Below are 21,138 nucleotides of genomic sequence, written 5' to 3'. Positions count from 1 at the left end.
TCTTTGCCTGATGACCATAGCGAGTCGGTCCCACCCCTTCCCATCCCGAACAGGACCGTGAAACGACTCTACGCCGATGATAGTGCGGATTCCCGTGTGAAAGTAGGTAATCGTCAGGCTCCCTAAGCCAAGAACCCCCGCCCGAAAGGCGGGGGTTTTTGCATTTAAGCGGCAGAAATGCATGGGGCGCGGAGTGGACGGCCTGGCCATATCCACGCGCCGAATGTGTCGATTCAGACGCCTGCCGTTCCCGAGAGCTCGCAGCTCCCGGCACGCCAATCGGCCAGTATCATCCGCGATCCTTTGGCCTATTGCTGCCATCTCCGATCAAAGCTGCAATTTCTCTCTCCCGCACCTGGGGCAGCACACTCGTACGTGATCAGCTTGCCATCGTCGACAACGAGTGTCGGGTCGCCACGCAAATCCCCCGCGGACGACGCACCGAACCACCGAAACTGAACCGATTCCCCCATCGCGTTTCGGCCAAATACCTCAGACACCGTACGAAATGAACGCTTAATTCGGCGTGTCCACGTAAAATTTGCGAATCCCCATCTCTGCACACAAAACGATGAACGCCGCCATTCAGGTAGCTAGGGCCGTTTGCCCGCATGATTGTCCGGACACGTGCGCAATGCGTGTGACCGTCGAAAACGGCAAGGCGATCAAGGTCACGGGCGATCCCGACCATCCGCCGACACAAGGCGTGTTGTGTACGAAAGTCAGTCGATACGCCGATCGCGTTCATCACCCCGACCGCCTCACCGTCCCGCTCAAGCGCGTCGGTGCCAAGGGGGAGGGGCATTTCATACCCATCAGCTGGGACGAGGCGTTCGATGAGATCGGCCGTCGTATCGGTGAAATCGCGGCGCACGCGCCGGAAGCGATCATGCCGTACAGCTACGCAGGGACGATGGGGCTCGTGCAGGGGGAGGGCATCGCCCAGCGATTCTTCCACAAGCTCGGCGCCTCGCGGCTCGAGCGCACGATTTGCGCGGCGGCCGGTGCAGCGGGGTTGCGTTACACCTATGGCGGCAGTCTCGGCATGCACCTCGAGCATTTCGAGGAAAGCGAGCTGATTCTGATTTGGGGAGCAAACCCGATCGCGTCGAGCCTGCACTTCTGGACGCGTGCGCAGGAAGCGAAGCGCCGAGGCGCACGTCTTGTCGCCATCGATCCGTATCGTTCGCTGACAGCCGAGAAGTGTCATCAGCACATCGCGGTGAAGCCTGGTACCGACGGCGCGTTCGCACTCGGCATGATGCACGTGCTAATAACCGAAGACCTGCTCGACCACGATTACATCGCCAGCCATACGCTCGGCTTCGACGCGCTCAAGAAGCGGGCGATGTCCTATCCGCCGGAACGCGTTGCGCAGATCTGCGGGATCGACGCGTCGGAACTGATCGACCTTGCACGTTGTTACGGTGCCACCCGCAAGGCATCGATCCGACTCAACTACGGCATGCAGCGCGTTCGCGGCGGTGGCAACGCCGTACGCGCGATCGCAAGCCTGCCAGCACTCACGGGCGCCTGGCGGGACCGGGCCGGCGGGCTGTTGCTCTCGTCGTCGGAATCCGCGCCGGTGAACCAGGCTGCGCTGCTTCGCCCGGATTTGATGCCGGGCTGGCCGCACAAACTGCCCCGCATCATCAACATGAACGCAATCGGCGACGCGCTGCTGCACCCGGGCGACGCCACCTTCGGGCCAAAGGTCGAAGCGGTGATCGTCTACAATTCGAATCCGGTGGCGGTCGCGCCGGATTCATCGAAGGTCGCGGCAGGGTTCGCGCGTGAGGATCTGTTCACGGTCGTTCTCGAGCATTTCAAGACAGATACCGTCGATTTCGCCGACATTGTGTTGCCGGCCACCACCCAGCTCGAGCATCTGGACATCCACAAATCGTACGGTCACACCTACGTGATGGCGAACCTGCCGTCGATTCCTCCGGTGGGAGAGGCTCGGCCGAATACGGAGATCTTCCGCGGCATCGCGCGAAGCATGGGGCTCGATGAACCGGCGCTTTATCACAGCGACGAAGAGGTCGCGCGCGCGGCGCTCCGCTGGGACGATCCGGTGCTCGACAGCGATTGGGATACGCTCAAGCGCGATGGCTGGTTGAAGCTCAAGCTGCCGGAGGCGCCGTTCGCAAACGGTGGTTTCCGCACGCCGTCCGGCAAGTGTGAGTTCTACAGCCCCCGACTCGAGCAGATGGGCGCGGATCCCGTGCCCGACTACCTGCCGCCGTTCGAGTCGGCCGAGGCCGCGCCGGAGCTCGCCGCACGCTATCCGCTCGCGATGATCTCGCCGCCGGCTCGCCACTTCCTGAACAGTACGTTCGTGAACGTCGACAGCCTGCGTCATACCGAAGGCGAGCCGCATCTCGACATCCACCCGTCTGACGCCGATGCGCGCGGGATCGCGGAAGGTGACGTCGTTCGCATCTTCAACGACCGCGGATCGATGCAGGCGCTCGCGAGAGTTACCGATCGAGCGCGCGCAGGGCTCGTCGTCGGGCTGTCGATCTGGTGGAAGAAACTGTCGCCGGACGGCAGAAACGCGAACGAAGTGACGAGCCAGGCACTTACCGATCTCGGGAATTCGGCGACGTTCTACGACTGCCTCGTGGAAGTTGAGCGCGTTTGATCGGATATCCCCGTATGATCAGACGAATTTCCACGGAAGTTCGAAGTGGACATCTAACCCTGTTGTCTCGGAACGAGCGAGCCGTTACGATGCGTTTTAGCACGACCATTCGAAAATCAGTGAGGAGACGCGCGGTATGGACAAAATTTGGCTGAAATCGTACCCACCCGGCGTTCCAGCCGAAATTGACGCGTCTCCTTACCCCTCTGTTCCCGACCTGCTCGACGAAAGCTTCCGGCAGTATCGCGACCGCACGGCATTCGTCTGCATGGGCAAGGGCATCACGTACGGCGAACTCGACAAGCTGTCGCGCCAGTTCGGCGCGTGGCTGCAATCGCGCGGGCTTGCGCGCGGGGCGCGCGTCGCGATCATGATGCCGAACGTGCTGCAGTACCCCGTGGCGATCGCTGCGGTGCTGCGCGCGGGCTACACCGTCGTCAACGTCAATCCGCTCTATACGCCGCGCGAGCTCGAGCATCAGCTGAAGGACAGCGGTGCGGAGGCGATCGTCATCCTCGAGAATTTTGCGTCGACGCTGCAGGCCGTCATCGCGAATACGGGCGTCAAGCACGTCGTCGTCGCATCGATGGGCGATCTGCTGGGCATCAAGGGATGGCTCGTCAACTACGTCGTGCGCAACGTCAAGAAGATGGTGCCTGCCTGGCAGCTGCCGTCGTTCACGCGCTTCAAGGCCGCACTGTCGGAAGGGGCGCGCCAGGCATTCAAGGCGCAGAAGATCGGCCCCGATGACGTCGCGTTCCTGCAATATACGGGCGGTACGACCGGCGTGGCGAAGGGGGCGACGCTACTGCATAGGAACATCGTGTCGAACGTGTTGCAGGCGGGCGCCTGGCATCATCCGGCGCATGAGAAATTCCCCGACGTGAAACAGTTCGTGACGGTTGTCGCGCTGCCGCTGTATCACGTGTTCGCGCTGACCGTCTGCGGCTTCCTGACGATGCGTACGGGTGGCATGGGTATCCTGATCCCGAACCCGCGCGACATCGCCGGGATGATCAAGGAGCTGAAGGGCTACCAGATCTCGACGATCCCGGCAGTCAATACGCTGTACAACGCACTGCTGAACCACCCGGAATTCAATCAGCTCGACCTGTCGAAGCTCGTGATCGCCAACGGCGGCGGCATGGCGATCCAGGAAGGCGTCGCGAAACGCTGGTATGAAAAGACCCATACGGCAATCATCGAAGGTTACGGGTTGTCCGAAACGTCGCCGGTGGCGACCTGCAACCCCGTGACGGCGACCGAGTACAGCGGGACGATCGGCTTGCCGCTGCCGTCGACCGAAGTGGCGATTCGCGACGACGCCGGCAACGACGTCGCGCTCGGCGAACCCGGCGAGATCTGCATCCGCGGGCCGCAGGTGATGGCCGGCTACTGGAACCGGCCGGACGAAACCGCGAAGGTCATGTTCGCGGACGGCTTCTTCAAGACGGGCGACGTCGGCGTGATGGATGCGCGAGGTTACGTGAAGATCGTCGACCGGAAGAAGGACATGATCCTCGTGTCGGGCTTCAACGTGTACCCGAACGAAGTCGAGGACGTGGTGGCGTCGCATCCGGGCGTGTTCGAGGTGGCGGCGGTCGGCGTGCCCGACGAGCATTCCGGCGAAGCCGTGAAGTTGTTCGTCGTGAAGAAGGACCCGGCGCTCACCGACAAGGACATCCTCGCCTACTGCAAGGAGCGGCTCACCGGCTACAAGCGGCCGAAGCTGGTCGAGTTCCGTACGGAGCTGCCGAAAACGAACGTCGGCAAGATCCTGCGGCGCGAACTGCGCGACGGACGCGCGTAACGGCGCGGTCGAACGAAAGGGAAGCCCGGCTTGTGCCGGGCTTTTTGGTTTGTGGCGTGGCTCCGGCGAGGCTGTTTTCGAGCGACGCGGCTGCCGGAGTGGGCTTGCGGTGGCGGCAGCACGTTTCGATGCCGCAGGGGCGGCACGGCACCCCCGAAACCGGTTTGTCGCAGGCGGTACGATTCGCCACGCTCAGGCTTCGCGGCTGCCCCGACCGGAAAAGAAAAAGGCGCCCGAAGGCGCCTTCAATATGCTGCGGCTTGCCAGGCAAGCTGATTAGAACTTGTGGCGGATGCCGACGCGTGCTGCGACCTGGTTGGCCGAGCTCGAACCTGCGAGACCGTTGATCGCTGCCGTCGCCTTCAGGACGTCGCCGTTCGAGTCGAGCACGTTGCCCGATGCGTGCTGGTACACGCCGATTGCGTACACGTCCGTACGCTTCGACAGGAAGTAGTCGACGCCCAGCGAGCCTTGGTGGTACTTGGCTGCCGAGTTGCCGTCGATCTTGCTGCCTTGCGTGTAGTCGTACGCAGCGCCGAGAATCAGCGCCGGGGTCAGCTGATACTTGAAGTTGATTTCGCCGTTGTTGAACGTCGCGGTCTGGTTCACGAACGGGCCCGCGGAGAAGCCCTTGAACTTCGTGTTCGAGTACGTCGCGCCGATCGTCGCTGCGCCGAACGTGTAGGCGCCGCCTGCACCGATGACCTGGTACGTGTTCGCGTTGTTCGCGTACGCGCCGTAGATCGGCGACGAGACCGACGACGACGCCGAGCCGTTGTTGAACATGCCGCCGAACTGGTTCGGCGTACGTGCGTTCAAGTAACCGACGCCCAAGACCAGCGGGCCGTTGTTGTAGCCTGCGCCGAGCGACCAGACCTGGTTCTTCGAGAACTGGCCTGCCTGACCGCCGAAGCTGTACAAGCCGCCGAACGAGAAGCCGCCGTACGTGTTGCTCGTGAACTTGACCGCGTTGTTCACGCGATACGCGTTGTTGAAGTTGTCGAGGTCACCCGGGTGAGCGGCGATGTAGCCGCCCCACTGGTCGCCTGCCTCGAGCGGGCCGACGAAGTCGACGACGGAGTCGTATTGACGACCCAGCGTGACCGTACCGTACTGGCTCGACAGGCCCACGTAAGCTTGACGACCGAACATCAGGCCGCCCTGACCGAGCTTGCCGCTGTTCACGTCGAAACCGTTTTCGAGGGTGAAGATCGCCTTCAGGCCACCACCGAGGTCTTCGGTGCCGCGCAGGCCGAAGCGGCTGCCTTGCATCACGCCGCTGGCCATGCTGTACAGGTGCTTGCCGCCCGCGTTGTTGTTGAAGAGCAGGCCTTCATCGATGATGCCGTAAAGCGTCACGCTGCTTTGCGCGTGGGCAGCGCCAGCGAACGCGCCCAGCGCGACGAGCGCGAGAAGCGACTTTTTCATTAACGGATCTCCAAAATTCACTGAATTTTTCTGGCGGGGCGGATAGTTATGTTCTGTTGACGGGCCCCATCAACTTCGCAAGAAGTCGCACGTAATGTAGCAAAACCGTTTTTTGCCACAAAGCGAAATGCCGCAGCTCAAGGTCGCCATGTTTCCTTTATGCAACAATGGTTAAAATCACGGGTTAACCGCAATTTCCGCTGAATAATCAAGTCGGTTACGCAGCGGACTCGTGCCTTTGCCGCTCGCGGCAGCACCTGCAGCCAGGAGAACAGGATGGTGTTGGATGAACTGATCAGCGAATTCGATCGCGGCCTGCGATCGCTGACCGGCATTAGCCGGATGAGCCGGCCGGTGCCCGCGCCGGCGGAGGCGCCGGCCGTCGAACTGACGCCTGCGGAGCGTACGCATGCCGCCGGGCTGATGCGCGTGAACCACGTCGGGGAGGTCTGCGCACAGGCGCTGTACCAGGCGCAGAAACTCACCGCGCGCACGGCGTCGGCGAAGGCGATGTTCGAGGAGGCGGCACGCGAGGAGGAGGATCACCTCGCGTGGACCGCGCATCGCCTGAAAGAACTCGACTCGCGCCCGAGCCTGCTGAACCCGCTCTGGTATGCGGGTTCGCTCGCAATCGGCGTGGCGGCCGGCGCGCTCGGCGACAAGGTCAGCCTCGGCTTCATGGCAGAGACCGAACGGCAGGTCGAGAGCCATCTCGAAGGCCACATGTCCGAGTTGCCGGCGGCCGATACCGCGTCGCGCGCGATCGTCGACCAGATGCGTATCGACGAGGTGAAGCACGGCAAGGCCGCGGCCGACGCAGGCGGGATCGAACTGCCGCTGCCCGCACGGATGCTGATGCGCGCCGCGTCGAAAGTCATGACGAGCACTGCGTACTATCTGTGAGATTCTCACCGGGGCGATGCATGACGTCGCCCCGGTTCCCCACCGCTGATACCGCCCGTTTATTCCGCGTTTTCCCGCCCCCGAAAGCCCCGTCCGCACACCCGTCTGGCCCGTCTTTCTCACGTATCACCTTCACAAGTTGCACTAGCTCATTCATTTATAACGGTTTTTAGAATGAGGGGCCGCATGAGCATGTGCGCGTAAGTCCTTGTTCTAACTAACAAAATTCGTCAAAAAAGCGGGCCGCTCCCTTGACCGTGCCACACCCTTCCTCTAAAGTGGGAGACAGTGTGAGAAAGTGTATTTTTGTGTGATTTGGCGGGCTATTCCGGCTAAATTCTCAGCATGTAGCGGGTGCTTCGGTGCCCTGAACGGGAGAGCGGAAAGTGTTCCAAGGGGCGTCGGCGCTGACGCTCGATGCGAAAGGGCGGATGTCGGTGCCGGCTCGCTATCGCGAAGCGCTGCAAGGACAGGCAGAAGGACGGGTGACTGTGACCAAGCACCCGGACGGCTGCCTGTTGCTGTTTCCGCGCCCCGAATGGGAAGTATTCCGCGCCAAGATCGCCGCGCTGCCGATGGACGCGCACTGGTGGCGGCGCATTTTTCTCGGCAATGCGATGGATGTCGATCTCGACAGCGCGGGCCGGATTCTCGTATCGCCCGAGCTGCGCATGGCAGCCGGACTGGAAAAGGAAGTCATGTTGTTGGGAATGGGTAGTCACTTCGAGCTGTGGGATTCGCAGACCTACAACGCGAAGGAGCAGGCAGCGATGGCGCAGGGCATGCCCGACGCGCTGAAGAATTTCACGTTCTGATTGCGGTGACGGAGACGCCCGCGATGGGAAACGAATTGCAGCATCGGACCGTGTTGTTGGACGAAGCGGTCGAATCGCTCGTGACGCGACCGGACGGCATTTATGTCGACGGTACGTTCGGGCGCGGCGGCCATAGCCGTGCGGTGCTCGCGCGGCTGGCGCCGGGCGGGCGGCTGATCGCGTTCGACAAGGATCCGAGAGCGATCGAGACGGCGCAGGGCATCGAGGATGCGCGCTTCTCGATCGTGCATGACAGCTTTGCATCGATGCGCGACGCGCTTGCGGCGCGCGGCGTCGAGAAGGTGTCGGGGGTGTTGCTCGACCTGGGCGTGTCCTCGCCGCAGGTGGACGATCCGGCGCGCGGCTTCAGCTTCCGCGCCGATGGTCCGCTGGACATGCGGATGGATCCGACGCGCGGCGAGTCGGCGGCGGAATGGCTCGCACGGGCTTCGGTGCAGGAATTGACGGAGGTGATACGGGATTATGGGGAAGAACGGTTTGCTTTTCAGATTGCAAAGGCGCTTGTTGCTCGCCGGGCAGAGTCCGACCGTCTTGGGCCTCTCGACACCACGGGCGAGCTTGCCCAAATCGTGGGTCACGTCGTCAAAACCCGTGAGAAGGGCAAGGATCCGGCAACCCGCACCTTTCAGGCTATACGGATTCACGTCAATCAAGAGCTTGCGGACCTGCAAGTCGTACTAGACGCGGCATTGTCGTTGCTGGAGCAAGGGGGGCGGCTGGTGGTCATCAGCTTTCATTCACTCGAGGACCGGATCGTCAAGCGATTCATGCAGGCGCACGCGAGTGCGCCTGCGGTCGATCGTCGCCTGCCGATCCGCGCCGTCGACCTCCCGAGCCCGCCGCTCAAGATCATCAGCCGCCAGTTTCCGAGTGAAGCGGAAGTTGCAGCGAATCCGCGCGCCCGCTCCGCCGTGATGCGCATTGCGGAGCGCGTCACGCCATGAGCCGCTTCAACATCTTCCTGCTGATCATCGTGATGGGTTGCGCGCTGTCGGTCGTCAATTCGACGAACCAGCAGCGCCAGATCTTCATCCAGCTGCAGCGTGCGCAGTCGCAGGAGCGTCAGCTCCAGCAGGACTACGCGCAGCTTCAATATCAGCAGAGCGCGCTGTCGAAGACCTCGCGCATCGAGCAGCTCGCGAACGATTCACTGAAGATGCAGCCGATCACGACCGGCCGCACGCAATACCTGACGCTTCCGCCGGGCGCCGCGAAGGCGATCGATGCGCCGATCCCGGCTTCGGCGGACACGGCCGGCAAGGGCAAGGGAGGCGCGCGATGAAGCCGTCCCCGCAGCGCCATAACGTGAAGTTCTCGTCGAGCCCCGTGCTCGGTGTGCATCTGCCGATGTGGCGCTCGAAGCTCGTCGTGTTTCTGCTGTTCATGGCGTTCGTCGCGCTGGCCGCACGCGCGTTCTGGATCCAGGGGCCCGGCAACGCGTTCTATCGGAAGCAGGGCGAAAGCCGCTATCAGCGCACGATCGATCTGCCGGCGACGCGCGGCAAGATTCTCGATCGTAACGGGCTCGTGCTCGCGACGAGCCTGCCCGTGCGCGCGATCTGGGCGATTCCCGACGCGGTGCCGGACGATCTCGATGCCGACAAGGTCAATCAGCTCGGCAAGCTCCTCGGCATGACGTCGAAGGAACTGCGCGTGAAGCTGTCGGAAGACAAGGGTTTCGTCTACGTCAAGCGCCAGGTGCCGATCGACGTGGCGGACAAGGTCGCCGCGCTCGACATTCCCGGTATCTATCAGCGCAACGAATACAAGCGCTTCTATCCGGAAGGCGAGATCACCGCTCACCTGATCGGCTTCACGAACGTCGAGGACGAAGGGCAGGAAGGCGTCGAGCTGGGCGACCAGAAGATGCTGTCCGGCACGTCGGGCATGCGTCGCGTGATCAAGGACCGGATGGGGCACATCGTCGAGGACGTCGCCGAGCAGATCCCGCCGCACAACGGCACCGACGTCGACCTGTCGATCGACAGCAAGATCCAGTACATCGCGTACGCGAACCTGAAGTCCGCCGTCGAGAAGTTCAAGGCGAAGGCCGGCGCGGCGATGGTCGTCGACGTGCGCACCGGCGAGGTGCTCGCACTCGTCAACTACCCGACGTACAACCCGAACGACCGCTCGCGCATGACGGGCGAGCAGTTGCGCAACCGGATCATGACCGACGTGTTCGAGCCGGGCTCGATCATGAAGCCGTTTACGGTGTCGCTCGCGCTCGACCTGCACCGCGTGACGCCGAACACGCTCGTCGAGACGGGCAACGGGCATTTCGTGCTCGATGGCGCACCGATCACCGACGACGCGGGTTTCGGCACGCTGACGGTCGGCGGCGTGATCCAGAAGTCGAGCAACATCGGCGCGACGAAGATCGCGATGACGATGCGGCCCGAGGAAATGTGGAATATGTATACGAGCATCGGCCTCGGCCAGGCGCCGAAGGTCGGGTTCCCGGGCGCGGTGGCCGGCCGCCTGCGTCCATGGAAGAGCTGGCGCCGCATCGAGCAGGCGACGATGTCGTACGGCTACGGCCTGTCGGTGTCGCTGTTCCAGCTCGCGCGCGCCTACACGGCGATCGCGCATGACGGCGAGCTGATGCCCGTGACCATTTTCAAGACCGACCCCAACCAGCCGGTCGTCGGCACGCAGGTGTTCAACCCGACCACCGCGCGCGAAGTGCGCGCGATGCTCGAGACGGTGGTGGCGCCGGGCGGCACGTCGCCGGATGCGGCCGTGCCGGGCTATCGCGTCGGCGGCAAGAGCGGTACCGCGTACAAGCATGAAGGCCACGGCTACACGCGCAAGTACCGCGCCTCGTTCGTCGGGATGGCGCCGATGCCGAATCCGCGCATCGTCGTCGCGGTGTCGGTCGACGAGCCGACCGCCGGCAGCCACTTTGGCGGCCAGGTGTCCGGCCCCGTATTCTCGGCGATCGCCGGCGACACGATGCGTGCGCTGAACGTGCCGCCGAACATGCCGATCAAGCAGCTCGTCGTGTCTGACGATTCGCCGGCAGCACCTTCCGCGACGGGGCCGCAAAAGCTGCCCGCGGGGAGCGGTGCGAAGCATATGATCGTGTCCAGCACGACGCGTAATTCACCAGGAGTTGTTCGATGAGCGCCGCTCGCAGTTCCCATCCGGCGCATCAGCAGATCGCAGCCGCGCTTGCGTGGCTGCGTCAGCATGTGGCCCCTGCAGCGCAACTGCATGCCGACACGCGCAGCCTCGAGGCGGGCGACGTGTTTTTTGCGTATGCGGTCGACGGGGCCGACAACCGCGCATTCATGGCCGAAGCCGTCGCGCGCGGTGCGGCTGCCGTGCTGTATCAGCCGGAAGGGCTGGCCGCTGCGCCGGCGGTGCCTGTCGCACTGGCCGTGCCGGCGTTCGACCAGCTCGCCGGCGAGATCGCCAGCGGCTGGTACGGCGATCCGAGCGACAACCTGCTCGCGGTGGGGGTGACCGGCACGAACGGCAAGACCTCGTGCACGCAGTGGATCGCCACCGCGCTGACGGCGCTGCACCAGCCGTGCGCGGTGATCGGCACGCTCGGCACCGGGATGCCCGGCCAGCTCGTGCCGACCGGTTTCACGACGCCCGACGCGCCGCAACTGCAGCGCAGCCTCGCGCAATTGCGCGACGCGGGCGCGAAGGCCGTGGCGATGGAGGTGTCGTCGCACGCGCTGCACCAGGGGCGCGTGAACGGGACGGCTTTCGACATCGCGGTGTTTACGAACCTCACGCAGGATCACCTCGACTATCACGGCACGTTCGACGCGTACGAAGCCGCGAAGGCGAAGCTGTTCGCATGGCGCGGCCTGCGCGCGGCGGTCGTCAACCGCGACGACGCAGCAGGTCGGCGCCTGCTCGAGAAACTGGCCGGTCGCGTGCGTACGATCGCGTACGGGATCGGTGATGCACCGGTGCCGGACGCCGATCGCGAACTGGTCGCGCTCGACGTGCGCGCCACCGCGACCGGCACGGCGTTCCGCCTGCGATCGTCGTGGGGCGACGCGGACGTCGAGGTCGGCACGCTCGGCACGTTCAACGTCAGCAACCTGCTGGCCGTGCTCGGCTCGCTGCTTGCGGCCGACGTGCCGTTCGACGCGGCGCTCGCCGAGATCGCACGGCTCGAGTCTGTCAACGGCCGGATGCAGCGGCTCGGCGGCCGGCTGCAGAACGACGAACCGCTGGTCGTGATCGACTACGCACACACGCCCGACGCGCTCGAAAAGACGCTCGACGCGCTGCGCCCGATCGCCACGGCGCGCGGCGGCCGGCTCGTCTGCATGTTCGGCTGCGGCGGCGATCGCGATGCGACGAAGCGCCCGCTGATGGGCGCGATCGCGGAGCGGCTCGCCGACGAAACCGTCGTCACGAGCGACAACCCGCGCAGCGAGGATCCGCAGCGCATCATCGACCAGATCGTCGCGGGCATGACCGCGCCCGATCACGCACGCCGTATCGAGGATCGCGCGAGCGCGATCCTGCAGGCCGTGCGCGGCGCGGCACGCGAGGATGTCGTCGTGCTGGCCGGCAAGGGCCACGAGGCCACGCAGGAAATCATGGGCAAGAAGCGTACGTTCTCCGACCAGGATCACGCGCGGCTCGCGCTCGCAGCGCGCGCGACGCACGGCAAGGGAGGCGCCGAATGACGATGCTCAGTCTCGGCGAAGCCGCTCGGCTGATCCCCGGCGCGACCGTCCACGGCGACGCGGGCGTCACGTTCGACCGGGTGTCGACGGACAGCCGCACGGCCGGTCCCGGCGACCTGTTCGTCGCACTGAAAGGCGAGCGCTTCGATGCGCACGACTTCCTCGGCGATGTCGCCGCGCGCGGTGCTGCCGCGGCGCTGGTCGCGCACGTGCCGGCGGGCGTCACGATGCCGGTGATCGAAGGCGGTGAAACGCGTGCTGCGCTCGGCGCGCTTGCGCATGGCTGGCGCCAACGATTCGCGCTGCCGCTCGTCGCAGTGACGGGCAGCAACGGCAAGACGACCGTCAAGGAAATGATCGCGTCGATCTTCGCGGCGGCGGTCGGCGCCGACGCGCGGCTCGCGACGGCCGGCAACCTGAACAACGATGTCGGCCTGCCGCTGACGCTGCTGCGCCTGTCGGCCGCGCATCGTCTCGCGGTGATCGAGATCGGGATGAATCACCCGGGCGAGACGGAAGTCCTTGCGCGCCTCACAGCGCCGACGGTCGCGCTCGTCAACAACGCGCAGCGCGAGCACCAGGAGTTCATGGCGACGGTCGAAGCCGTCGCGCTCGAGCACGCGGCCGTGATTCACGCGCTGCCGCCGGACGGCGTCGCGGTGTTCCCGGCCGATGACGCATACGCGGGCATCTGGCGCGTTGCGGCAACCGGTAACCGGATCCTCGATTTCGCGCTGCACGATGCCGAACGGCAGAACGACGCGCAGGTCACGGGCCGCCTGCACGGCGGCGAACTCGCGATCGACACGCCCGCGGGCGCCGTCACGGTGCGGCTGCGCGCGCTCGGCGAGCACAACGCGCGCAACGCGCTGGCCGCCACGGCGGCGGCGCTGGGCGCCGGCGTCGCGCTGTCGGCGATCAAGCAGGGGCTCGAATCGTTCGAACCGGTCAAGGGCCGGCTGCAGGTGAAACAGGCGATCGCAGGCAGCCTCGCGGGCGCAACGGTCGTCGACGATACGTACAACGCGAATCCCGATTCGATGCGTGCCGCGATCGACGTGCTCGCCGCGCAACCGGCGCCGCGCGTGCTGGTGATTGGCGACATGGGCGAGGTCGGCGACGAAGGCCCGGCCTTCCATCGCGAAGTCGGTGCCTATGCGCGCGAGCGCGGGATCGACGCGCTGTTCGCGCTCGGCGACGCGTCGCGCGATGCCTGCACCGCGTACGGCGACACGGCCCGCCATTTCGACGACGTCGACGCGCTGGTCGGCGCATTGCTCGCGGCGGGTTACGGCGCGCAGGCGACGCTGCTCGTGAAGGGCTCGCGGTACATGAAGATGGAGCGCGTGGTCGACGCGCTGACGAACCAACCCGCAGCGGGCACGGCGCCCGCTGCACACTGAGTAGAAGGAAGGAAGCATGCTGCTGGCGCTGGCGCAATGGCTGCAAGGAGACGCAAGCTTTTTGCGCTTGTTCACGTACCTCACGTTCCGTGCGGTGATGGCCACCATCACCGCGCTTGGGATCGGGCTCGTGTGCGGACCGTGGGTGATCCGCAAGCTGACGCAAATGAAGGTCGGTCAGGCCGTGCGCAAGGACGGTCCGCAGACGCATCTGGTCAAGTCCGGCACGCCGACGATGGGCGGCGTGCTGATCCTGATCGGCATCGCGGTCGCAACGCTGCTGTGGGGCGACCTGACCAACCGTTTCATCTGGATCGTGATGCTCGTCACGTTCGGTTTCGGCGTGATCGGGTGGGTCGACGATTACCGCAAGGTCGTCCACAAGGACCCGCGCGGGATGTCGTCGCGCGAGAAGTATTTCTGGCAATCGGTGATCGGGCTGTTCGCGGCCGTCTACCTCGCCTTCAGCGTGTCCGAGGCGAACAACGTGCGGGTGTTCGACCTGTTCATGGCATGGGTGAGGAGCGGCCTGTCGATGGGGCTGCCGGCACGCGCCGACCTGATGCTGCCGTTCCTGAAGTCGATCAGCTACCCGCTCGGCGTGTGGGGCTTTATCGTGCTGACGTACTTCGTGATCGTCGGCGCGAGCAACGCGGTGAACCTGACCGACGGCCTCGACGGTCTCGTGATCATGCCGGTCGTGCTGGTCGGTGCGTCGCTGGGTGTGTTCGCGTACGTGATGGGCAGCGCGGTCTATTCAAAATACCTGCTGTTCCCGCACATTCCGGGCGCGGGCGAACTGCTGATCTTCTGTTCCGCGATGGGTGGGGCAGGGCTCGCGTTCCTCTGGTACAACACGCACCCCGCGCAGGTGTTCATGGGTGACGTCGGCGCGCTGGCGCTCGGCGGCGCGCTCGGCACGGTCGCGGTGATCGTGCGCCAGGAAATCGTGCTGTTCATCATGGGCGGCATCTTCGTCGCGGAAACGCTGTCGGTGATGCTGCAGGTTTCGTGGTTCAAGTACACGAAAAAGCGCTACGGCGAAGGGCGGCGCCTGCTGAAGATGGCGCCGCTGCATCACCATTTCGAATTGTCCGGCTGGAAGGAAACGCAGGTGGTCGTGCGTTTCTGGATCATCACGCTGATGCTGTGCCTGTTCGGTCTGACCACCCTCAAGCTGCGGTAAAGGAAAGGTAACAAGGATGTCTGGCGAGATGTTTGGAGATCGGCAACGGCCGATGGTGCTCGTACTGGGGCTCGGGGAATCGGGTCTCGCGATCGCGCGATGGTGCGCGAGGCACGGGTGCCGGCTGCGTATTGCCGATACCCGCGAGGCGCCGCCGAACCTTGCCGCGCTGCAGGCCGAAGGCATCGATGCGGAATTCGTCGGCGGGGCGTTCACGCCTGCGCTGCTCGACGGCGGTGTCGAGCTCGTCGGGCTGAGCCCCGGGCTGTCGCCGCTCGAACCGGCACTCGCGTCGCTGGTCGCGGCCGCGAACGAGCAGGGCATCGCGGTGTGGGGCGAGCTGGAATTCTTCGCGCAGGCGCTGCGCGCGCTCGGCACGAGCGGCTACCAGCCGAAGGTGCTCGCCATCACCGGCACCAACGGCAAGACCACGACGACGAGCCTCACCGGCCTGCTGTGCCAGCGCTCGGGCAAGAAGGTCGCCGTCGCGGGCAATATCAGCCCGGCGATGCTCGACCGGCTCGCCAGCGCGATCGACGAAACCGCGCTGCCCGACGTGTGGGTGCTCGAACTGTCGAGCTTCCAGCTCGAGACCGCGCGCACGTTCGCGCCCGATGCGGCCGCGATCCTCAACATCACGCAGGACCACCTCGACTGGCACGGCAGCTTCGACGCGTACGCGCAGGCAAAGGGCCGGATCTTCGGTGCAACGACGACGCGCGTGCTGAACCGCGACGATGCGGCGGTGATGAAGTTCGCCCCGGCAGCCGGCGCGGCCGACGCGCCGCGCACGGTCACGTTCGGCCTGAACGAACCGGTGCAGGACGGTGACTACGGGCTGTCGCGCGACAACGGCATCGCGTGGCTGGTCGAAGCGGTCGATCGCGACGCACCGGACGAAACCGCGACGACGACCCGTCGGCGCAAGCGCGATGCCGCGCATACGCCCGACATCGCGCAGAAGCGCCTGATGCCGGCCGACGCGCTGCGCATCCGCGGGCTGCACAACGCGGCGAATGCGCTGGCCGCGTTCGCGCTCGCCCGCGCGATCGACCTGCCGGCCGCGCCGCTGCTGCACGCGCTGCGCGAGTACCGCGGCGAAGCGCATCGCGTCGAAGTGATCGCGACGATCGACGACGTGGACTACGTCGACGACAGCAAGGGCACGAACGTCGGCGCGACGGTTGCGGCGCTCGACGGGCTGGCGCAGAAGATCGTGCTGATCGCGGGCGGTGACGGCAAGGGGCAGGATTTCGCACCGCTGGTCGCGCCGGTCGCGCGCTGGTGCCGCGCGGTGATGCTGATCGGCCGCGACGCGCCGGCGCTCCGCGACACGCTCGCCGAAACGGGCGTGCCGCTCGCCGACCACACGACGCTCGAAGGAGCGGTGCACGCGGCGGCCGACCTCGCGGAGCCGGGCGATGCGGTGCTGCTGTCGCCTGCCTGCGCGAGCCTCGACATGTTCAGGAACTACGCCCATCGCGCGGATGTGTTCCGCGCGGCGGTCGACGAAATCGCCATCGACAAAGGAGCGACGCCATGAGCTGGTCCGATCGCCTCGTCTCCCGTTTCAACGATCGTCGCGACACCGGCGGCAATGCCGCGGGCGGCCGCGTCGCGTCGGCCACTCGCGCCGCGACGGGCGGCCTCGCGAGCGTCGTCAACGGCGTGCGCCCGAGCCGTTCGCGGATGCTCGACTTCGACTACTCGCTGCTGTGGGTCGCGATCGCGCTGCTCGGGCTCGGCGTCGTGATGGTGTATTCGGCGTCGATCGCGATGCCCGATTCGCCGAAATACGCGTCCTATCACGATTACGCGTTCCTGATGCGCCACTGCATCTCGCTCGCCGTCGCGTTCGTCGCGGCGGTGGTCGCGTTCCGCGTGCCGGTGTCGACGTGGGACAAATACGCGCCGCAACTCTTCCTGATCGCGCTCGTCGGCCTCGTGATCGTGCTGATCCCGCACGTCGGCAAGGGCGTGAACGGTGCGCGCCGCTGGATTCCGCTCGGCATCACGAACATGCAGCCGTCGGAAATCATGAAGCTCGCGGTGACGATCTACGCGGCGAACTACACGGTGCGCAAGCAGGAATACATGCAGAGCTTCGCCAAGGGCTTCCTGCCGATGGCGTTCGCGGTCGGCCTGGTCGGTGCGCTGCTGCTGCTCGAGCCGGACATGGGCGCGTTCATGGTGGTCGCGGCGATCGCGATGGGCGTGCTGTTCCTCGGCGGCGTGAACGGCAAGCTGTTCGGCGGCCTGGTCGCCACCGCGATCGGCACCTTCACGATGCTGGTGTGGCTGTCGCCGTGGCGTCGCGAGCGGATTTTCGCGTACCTCGATCCGTGGGACGAGCGCTACGCGCAGGGCAAGGCGTACCAGCTCACGCACTCGCTGATCGCGTTCGGCCGCGGCGAATGGTTCGGCGTCGGCCTCGGCGGCAGCGTCGAGAAGCTGAACTACCTGCCGGAAGCGCATACCGACTTCATCCTCGCGGTAATCGGCGAGGAGCTCGGTTTCGTCGGCGTGCTGGTCGTGATCCTGCTGTTCTACTGGATCGTGCGCCGCGCGTTCGAGATCGGCCGCCAGGCGCTCGCACTCGATCGCACGTTCGCGGGCCTGATGGCGAAGGGTATCGGCATCTGGTTCGGCGCGCAGACCTTCATCAACATGGGCGTGAACCTCGGGCTGCTGCCGACCAAGGGTCTGACGCTGCCGCTCGTGAGCTACGGCGGCTCGGGCATTCTGCTGAACTGCGTCGCGCTCGCGGTGCTGCTGCGGGTGGACTACGAAAACCGGGTGCTGATGCGCGGAGGCAAGGTATGACCGCGTCGCAACGCACGCTGATGGTGATGGCAGGCGGCACCGGGGGCCACGTGTTCCCGGGGCTCGCGGTCGCGCACCGGATGGAAGCGGCGGGCTGGCGCGTCGTGTGGCTCGGCAATCCGGCCGGGATGGAAGCGACGCTCGTGCCGAAGCACGGCATTCCGATGGAATACGTGCGGTTCGGCGGGCTGCGCGGCAAGGGTTTGAAGACCAAGCTGACGCTGCCGTTCAACCTGCTGCGCGCATGCGGACAGAGCCTCGCCGCGCTGCGCCGCGTACGGCCCGACGTCGTGCTCGGGATGGGCGGCTACATCACGTTCCCGGCGGGCGTGATGACCGCGCTGTCGGGCCGTCCGCTCGTGCTGCATGAACAGAATTCGATCGCGGGCCTGACGAACAAGGTGCTCGCGAAATTCGCGAAACGCGTGCTCGTCGCGTTCCCCGGTGCGCTGCCGCACGCGGAATGGACGGGTAACCCGATTCGCGCGGAACTTGCCGGCACGCAAGCGCCCAAAGCACGCTATGCATCGCGCAGCGGCCCGCTGAACGTGCTGGTCGTCGGCGGCAGCCTCGGGGCGGCCGCGCTGAACGAAGTCGTGCCGCGCGCGCTGGCGATGCTGGCGCCGGGCGAACGCCCGCGCATCGTGCACCAGGCCGGCGCGAAGCACATCGAAGCATTGAAGGCGAATTACGAAGCGGCCGGTTTCGCGGCCGGCGAGGACGTGCGGCTCGTGCCGTTCATCGACGACATGGCGGCTGCGTATGCGGCGGCGGATCTCGTGATCTGCCGGTCGGGGGCGATGACGGTGTCGGAGATCGCGGCGGTGGGCGTGGCGGCGCTGTTCGTGCCGTTCCCGTACGCGGTCGACGATCACCAGACGAGCAACGCCGCGTTCCTCGCCGATGCGGGCGCGGCCGTGCTGGTGCAACAACGCGACCTGTCGGCGGAACTGCTTGCCGACTGGCTGCGCGGCCAGTCGCGTGCATCGCTCGCGGACATGGCGGAGCGTTCGCGCTCGCTGGCGAAGCCCGAGGCCACCGACGAAGTCGCGCGCGTGTGCGCGAAGGCGGCCGGCGCGAACTTGGAAACACTGCAATGAAACACATCGTCAAACACATTCATTTCGTCGGGATCGGCGGCGCGGGCATGAGCGGCATCGCTGAAGTGCTCGTCAACCTCGGTTACGAGGTCAGCGGCTCGGACCTGTCGCGCAACGCGGTGACCGATCGTCTCCAGGGGCTCGGCGCGCGGATCGCGATCGGCCACGACGCGGCGAACATCGAGGGCGCGAACGCGGTCGTCGTGTCGACGGCCGTGCGTTCGGACAACCCGGAAGTGCTGGCCGCGCGCGCGAAGCGCGTGCCGATCGTGCAGCGTGCGGTGATGCTGGCGGAGCTGATGCGCCTGAAGCAGGGCATCGCAATCGCCGGCACCCACGGCAAGACCACGACGACGAGCCTCGTCGCGAGCGTGCTGGCGGCGGGCGGGCTCGATCCGACCTTCGTGATCGGCGGGCGCCTGATCAGCGCCGGCGCGAACGCACGGCTCGGCACGGGCGACTTCATCGTCGCCGAGGCCGACGAGTCGGACGCGTCGTTCCTGAACCTGTATCCGGTGATCGAAGTCATCACGAACATCGACGCCGACCACATGGACACCTACGGCCACGATTTCGCGCGGCTCAAGCAGGCGTTCATCGAATTCACGCAGCGCCTGCCGTTCTACGGCAGCGCGGTCGTGTGCGTCGACGATCCGAACGTGCGGCAGATCATCCCGTTCATTTCGAAGCCGGTCGTGCGCTACGGGCTGTCGCCGGACGCGCAGGTGCGCGCGGAAGACATCGACGCACGCGACGGCCGCATGCATTTCACGGTGATCCGCGAAGGGCGCGCGCCGCTCGCGGTCGTGCTGAACATGCCCGGCCTGCACAACGTGCAGAACGCGCTCGCGGCGATTGCGATCGCGACCGATCTCGGCGTGTCGGACGACGCGATCCAGCTGGCGCTCGCGGAATTCAACGGCGTCGGCCGGCGCTTCCAGCGCTACGGCGACGTGCCGACCGCGGACGGCGGCCAGTACACGCTGATCGACGACTACGGCCATCACCCGGTCGAGATGGCCGCGACGATCGCGGCCGCGCGCGGCGCGTTCCCGGGCCGCCGCCTCGTGCTGGCGTTCCAGCCGCACCGTTACACGCGCACCCGCGACTGCTTCGACGATTTCGTCAACGTGCTGTCGACGGTCGACGCGCTGGTGCTGACGGAAGTCTACGCGGCGGGCGAGGCGGCGATCTCGACCGCCAGCGGTGACGCGCTGTCGCGCGCGCTGCGCGCGGTGGGGAAGGTTGACCCGGTATTCGTCGCGACGGTCGACGACGTGCCGGACGCATTGGCGAAGGTCGCTCAGAACGGCGACGTGGTGATCACGATGGGCGCGGGTTCGATCGGCGGCGTGCCGGCGAAGGTTGCGCAGCACACTCAACAGAAGGCATGACATGAGCGGGATTGATCCGAAACGTTTCGGCAAGGTGGCGGTGTTGTTCGGCGGCGAGTCCTCGGAGCGCGAGGTGTCGCTCACGTCGGGCAAGCTCGTGCTGCAGGGCCTGCGCGACGCGGGCATCGACGCGCACCCGTTCGACCCCGCCGAGCGCCCGCTGGCGGCGCTGAAGGATGAAGGCTTCGTGCGCGTGTTCAACGCCCTGCACGGCGGCTACGGCGAGAACGGCCAGATCCAGGGCGCGCTCGATTTCTACGGCATTCGCTACACGGGCAGCGGCGTGCTCGGGTCGGCGCTCGGCCTCGACAAGTTCCGCACGAAGCTCGTGTGGCAGCAGACGGGCGTGCCGACGCCGCCGTTCGAGACGGTGCTGCGCGGCGACGACCTCGCGGCGCGCGCGACGGACATCGTCGCGAAGCTCGGCCTGCCGCTGTTCGTGAAGCCGGCGAGCGAAGGCTCGAGCGTCGCGGTGCTGAAGGTGAAGACGGCCGATGCGCTGCCGGCTGCGCTCGCGGAGGCCGCCAAGCACGACCCGATCGTGATCGTCGAGAAGAGCATCGAAGGCGGCGGCGAGTACACCGCCTGCATCGCCGGCGATCTCGACCTGCCGGTGATCAAGATCGTGCCGGCCGGCGAGTTCTACGACTATCACGCGAAGTACGTCGCCGACGACACGCAATACCTGATTCCGTGCGGGCTGCCCGCCGACAAGGAAGCGGAGCTCAAGCGCGTCGCGCGCCGGGCGTTCGACGTGCTCGGCTGCACCGACTGGGGCCGCGCGGATTTCATGCTCGACGCCGACGGCAACGCGTACTTCCTGGAAGTGAACACCGCGCCGGGCATGACCGACCACTCGCTGCCGCCGAAGGCCGCGCGCGCGGTCGGCATCAGCTATTCGGAGCTGGTCGTGAAGGTGCTGTCGCTCACGCTCAACGACTGACGCA

16 protein-coding genes and 1 rRNA gene are annotated in these 21,138 nt (G+C 65.9%); 16 read left to right on the top strand and 1 reads right to left on the bottom strand.

Annotated features, from left to right (window positions below):
- Window positions 1-6 precede the first annotated feature (6 nt).
- The 3 genes from rrf (at window position 7) to CFB34_RS21730 (ending at window position 4,457) form a co-directional block, all read left to right on the top strand.
- Window positions 7-119, top strand: a 5S ribosomal RNA gene (rrf, locus tag CFB34_RS21740).
- Window positions 120-571: 452 nt separating this feature from the next.
- Window positions 572-2,647, top strand: coding sequence for a molybdopterin oxidoreductase family protein (locus CFB34_RS21735; protein WP_089439156.1), 2,076 nt, complete (start codon window positions 572-574; stop codon window positions 2,645-2,647).
- 136 nt (window positions 2,648-2,783) lie between these two features.
- Window positions 2,784-4,457, top strand: coding sequence for a long-chain fatty acid--CoA ligase (locus tag CFB34_RS21730; protein WP_089439157.1), 1,674 nt, complete (start codon window positions 2,784-2,786; stop codon window positions 4,455-4,457).
- 276 nt (window positions 4,458-4,733) lie between these two features.
- On the opposite strand, the gene CFB34_RS21725 is transcribed toward CFB34_RS21730, so the two are convergent.
- Complete coding sequence (locus CFB34_RS21725) at window positions 4,734-5,885, bottom strand: porin (RefSeq protein ID WP_089439158.1); 1,152 nt, start codon at window positions 5,883-5,885, stop codon at window positions 4,734-4,736.
- 276 nt (window positions 5,886-6,161) lie between these two features.
- On the opposite strand from CFB34_RS21725, the gene coq7 reads away from it, so the two are divergent.
- The 13 genes from coq7 to CFB34_RS21660 all read left to right on the top strand — a co-directional run bounded on the left by coq7 (window position 6,162) and on the right by CFB34_RS21660 (window position 21,134).
- Window positions 6,162-6,788 carry a 2-polyprenyl-3-methyl-6-methoxy-1,4-benzoquinone monooxygenase gene (gene coq7, locus CFB34_RS21720; RefSeq protein ID WP_089424416.1) on the top strand — a complete coding sequence of 209 codons (627 nt, stop codon included), beginning with the start codon at window positions 6,162-6,164 and terminating at the stop codon, window positions 6,786-6,788.
- A gap of 386 nt (window positions 6,789-7,174) precedes the next feature.
- Window positions 7,175-7,603 (top strand): division/cell wall cluster transcriptional repressor MraZ, encoded by a 429-nt coding sequence (mraZ, locus tag CFB34_RS21715; protein WP_006487094.1) that lies wholly within the window; start codon window positions 7,175-7,177, stop codon window positions 7,601-7,603.
- A 23-nt stretch (window positions 7,604-7,626) separates the two neighbouring features.
- Window positions 7,627-8,568 carry a 16S rRNA (cytosine(1402)-N(4))-methyltransferase RsmH gene (rsmH, locus tag CFB34_RS21710; protein WP_011350832.1) on the top strand — a complete coding sequence of 314 codons (942 nt, stop codon included), beginning with the start codon at window positions 7,627-7,629 and terminating at the stop codon, window positions 8,566-8,568.
- Window positions 8,565-8,906, top strand: a complete 342-nt coding sequence (gene ftsL / locus CFB34_RS21705) for a cell division protein FtsL (protein ID WP_009694564.1) — start codon at window positions 8,565-8,567, stop codon at window positions 8,904-8,906. Before rsmH ends, ftsL begins: the two co-directional genes overlap by 4 nt.
- Window positions 8,903-10,750, top strand: coding sequence for a penicillin-binding protein 2 (locus CFB34_RS21700; protein WP_089439159.1), 1,848 nt, complete (start codon window positions 8,903-8,905; stop codon window positions 10,748-10,750). Before ftsL ends, CFB34_RS21700 begins: the two co-directional genes overlap by 4 nt.
- Complete coding sequence (locus CFB34_RS21695; protein ID WP_089439160.1) at window positions 10,747-12,285, top strand: UDP-N-acetylmuramoyl-L-alanyl-D-glutamate--2,6-diaminopimelate ligase; 1,539 nt, start codon at window positions 10,747-10,749, stop codon at window positions 12,283-12,285. The genes CFB34_RS21700 and CFB34_RS21695 overlap by 4 nt, the downstream gene beginning before the upstream one ends.
- On the top strand, window positions 12,282-13,688 hold the full coding sequence (gene murF / locus CFB34_RS21690) for a UDP-N-acetylmuramoyl-tripeptide--D-alanyl-D-alanine ligase (RefSeq protein ID WP_089439161.1): 1,407 nt from the start codon (window positions 12,282-12,284) through the stop codon (window positions 13,686-13,688). The genes CFB34_RS21695 and murF overlap by 4 nt, the downstream gene beginning before the upstream one ends.
- Before the next feature lie 16 nt (window positions 13,689-13,704).
- Window positions 13,705-14,874, top strand: a complete 1,170-nt coding sequence (gene mraY, locus CFB34_RS21685) for a phospho-N-acetylmuramoyl-pentapeptide-transferase (RefSeq protein WP_006477019.1) — start codon at window positions 13,705-13,707, stop codon at window positions 14,872-14,874.
- Window positions 14,875-14,902: 28 nt separating this feature from the next.
- Complete coding sequence (murD, locus tag CFB34_RS21680) at window positions 14,903-16,417, top strand: UDP-N-acetylmuramoyl-L-alanine--D-glutamate ligase (protein WP_089439162.1); 1,515 nt, start codon at window positions 14,903-14,905, stop codon at window positions 16,415-16,417.
- The gene (ftsW, locus tag CFB34_RS21675; protein ID WP_089439163.1) at window positions 16,414-17,697 is read left to right on the top strand and encodes a putative lipid II flippase FtsW; all 1,284 of its coding nucleotides are present in this window, start codon (window positions 16,414-16,416) and stop codon (window positions 17,695-17,697) included. The genes murD and ftsW overlap by 4 nt, the downstream gene beginning before the upstream one ends.
- Window positions 17,694-18,797 (top strand): undecaprenyldiphospho-muramoylpentapeptide beta-N-acetylglucosaminyltransferase, encoded by a 1,104-nt coding sequence (murG, locus tag CFB34_RS21670; RefSeq protein WP_089439164.1) that lies wholly within the window; start codon window positions 17,694-17,696, stop codon window positions 18,795-18,797. Before ftsW ends, murG begins: the two co-directional genes overlap by 4 nt.
- Window positions 18,794-20,191: a UDP-N-acetylmuramate--L-alanine ligase gene (gene murC / locus CFB34_RS21665; RefSeq protein ID WP_089439165.1), complete on the top strand. Its 1,398-nt coding sequence runs from the start codon at window positions 18,794-18,796 to the stop codon at window positions 20,189-20,191. The genes murG and murC overlap by 4 nt, the downstream gene beginning before the upstream one ends.
- Before the next feature lies 1 nt (window position 20,192).
- Window positions 20,193-21,134: a D-alanine--D-alanine ligase gene (locus tag CFB34_RS21660; RefSeq protein WP_089439166.1), complete on the top strand. Its 942-nt coding sequence runs from the start codon at window positions 20,193-20,195 to the stop codon at window positions 21,132-21,134.
- The last annotated feature ends 4 nt before the right edge of the window (window positions 21,135-21,138 follow it).

It is taken from the genome of Burkholderia sp. HI4860, from assembly GCF_002223045.2.
Classification (GTDB): Bacteria; Pseudomonadota; Gammaproteobacteria; order Burkholderiales; family Burkholderiaceae; genus Burkholderia.
This window is presented reverse-complemented; position numbering and strand designations above follow the sequence as displayed.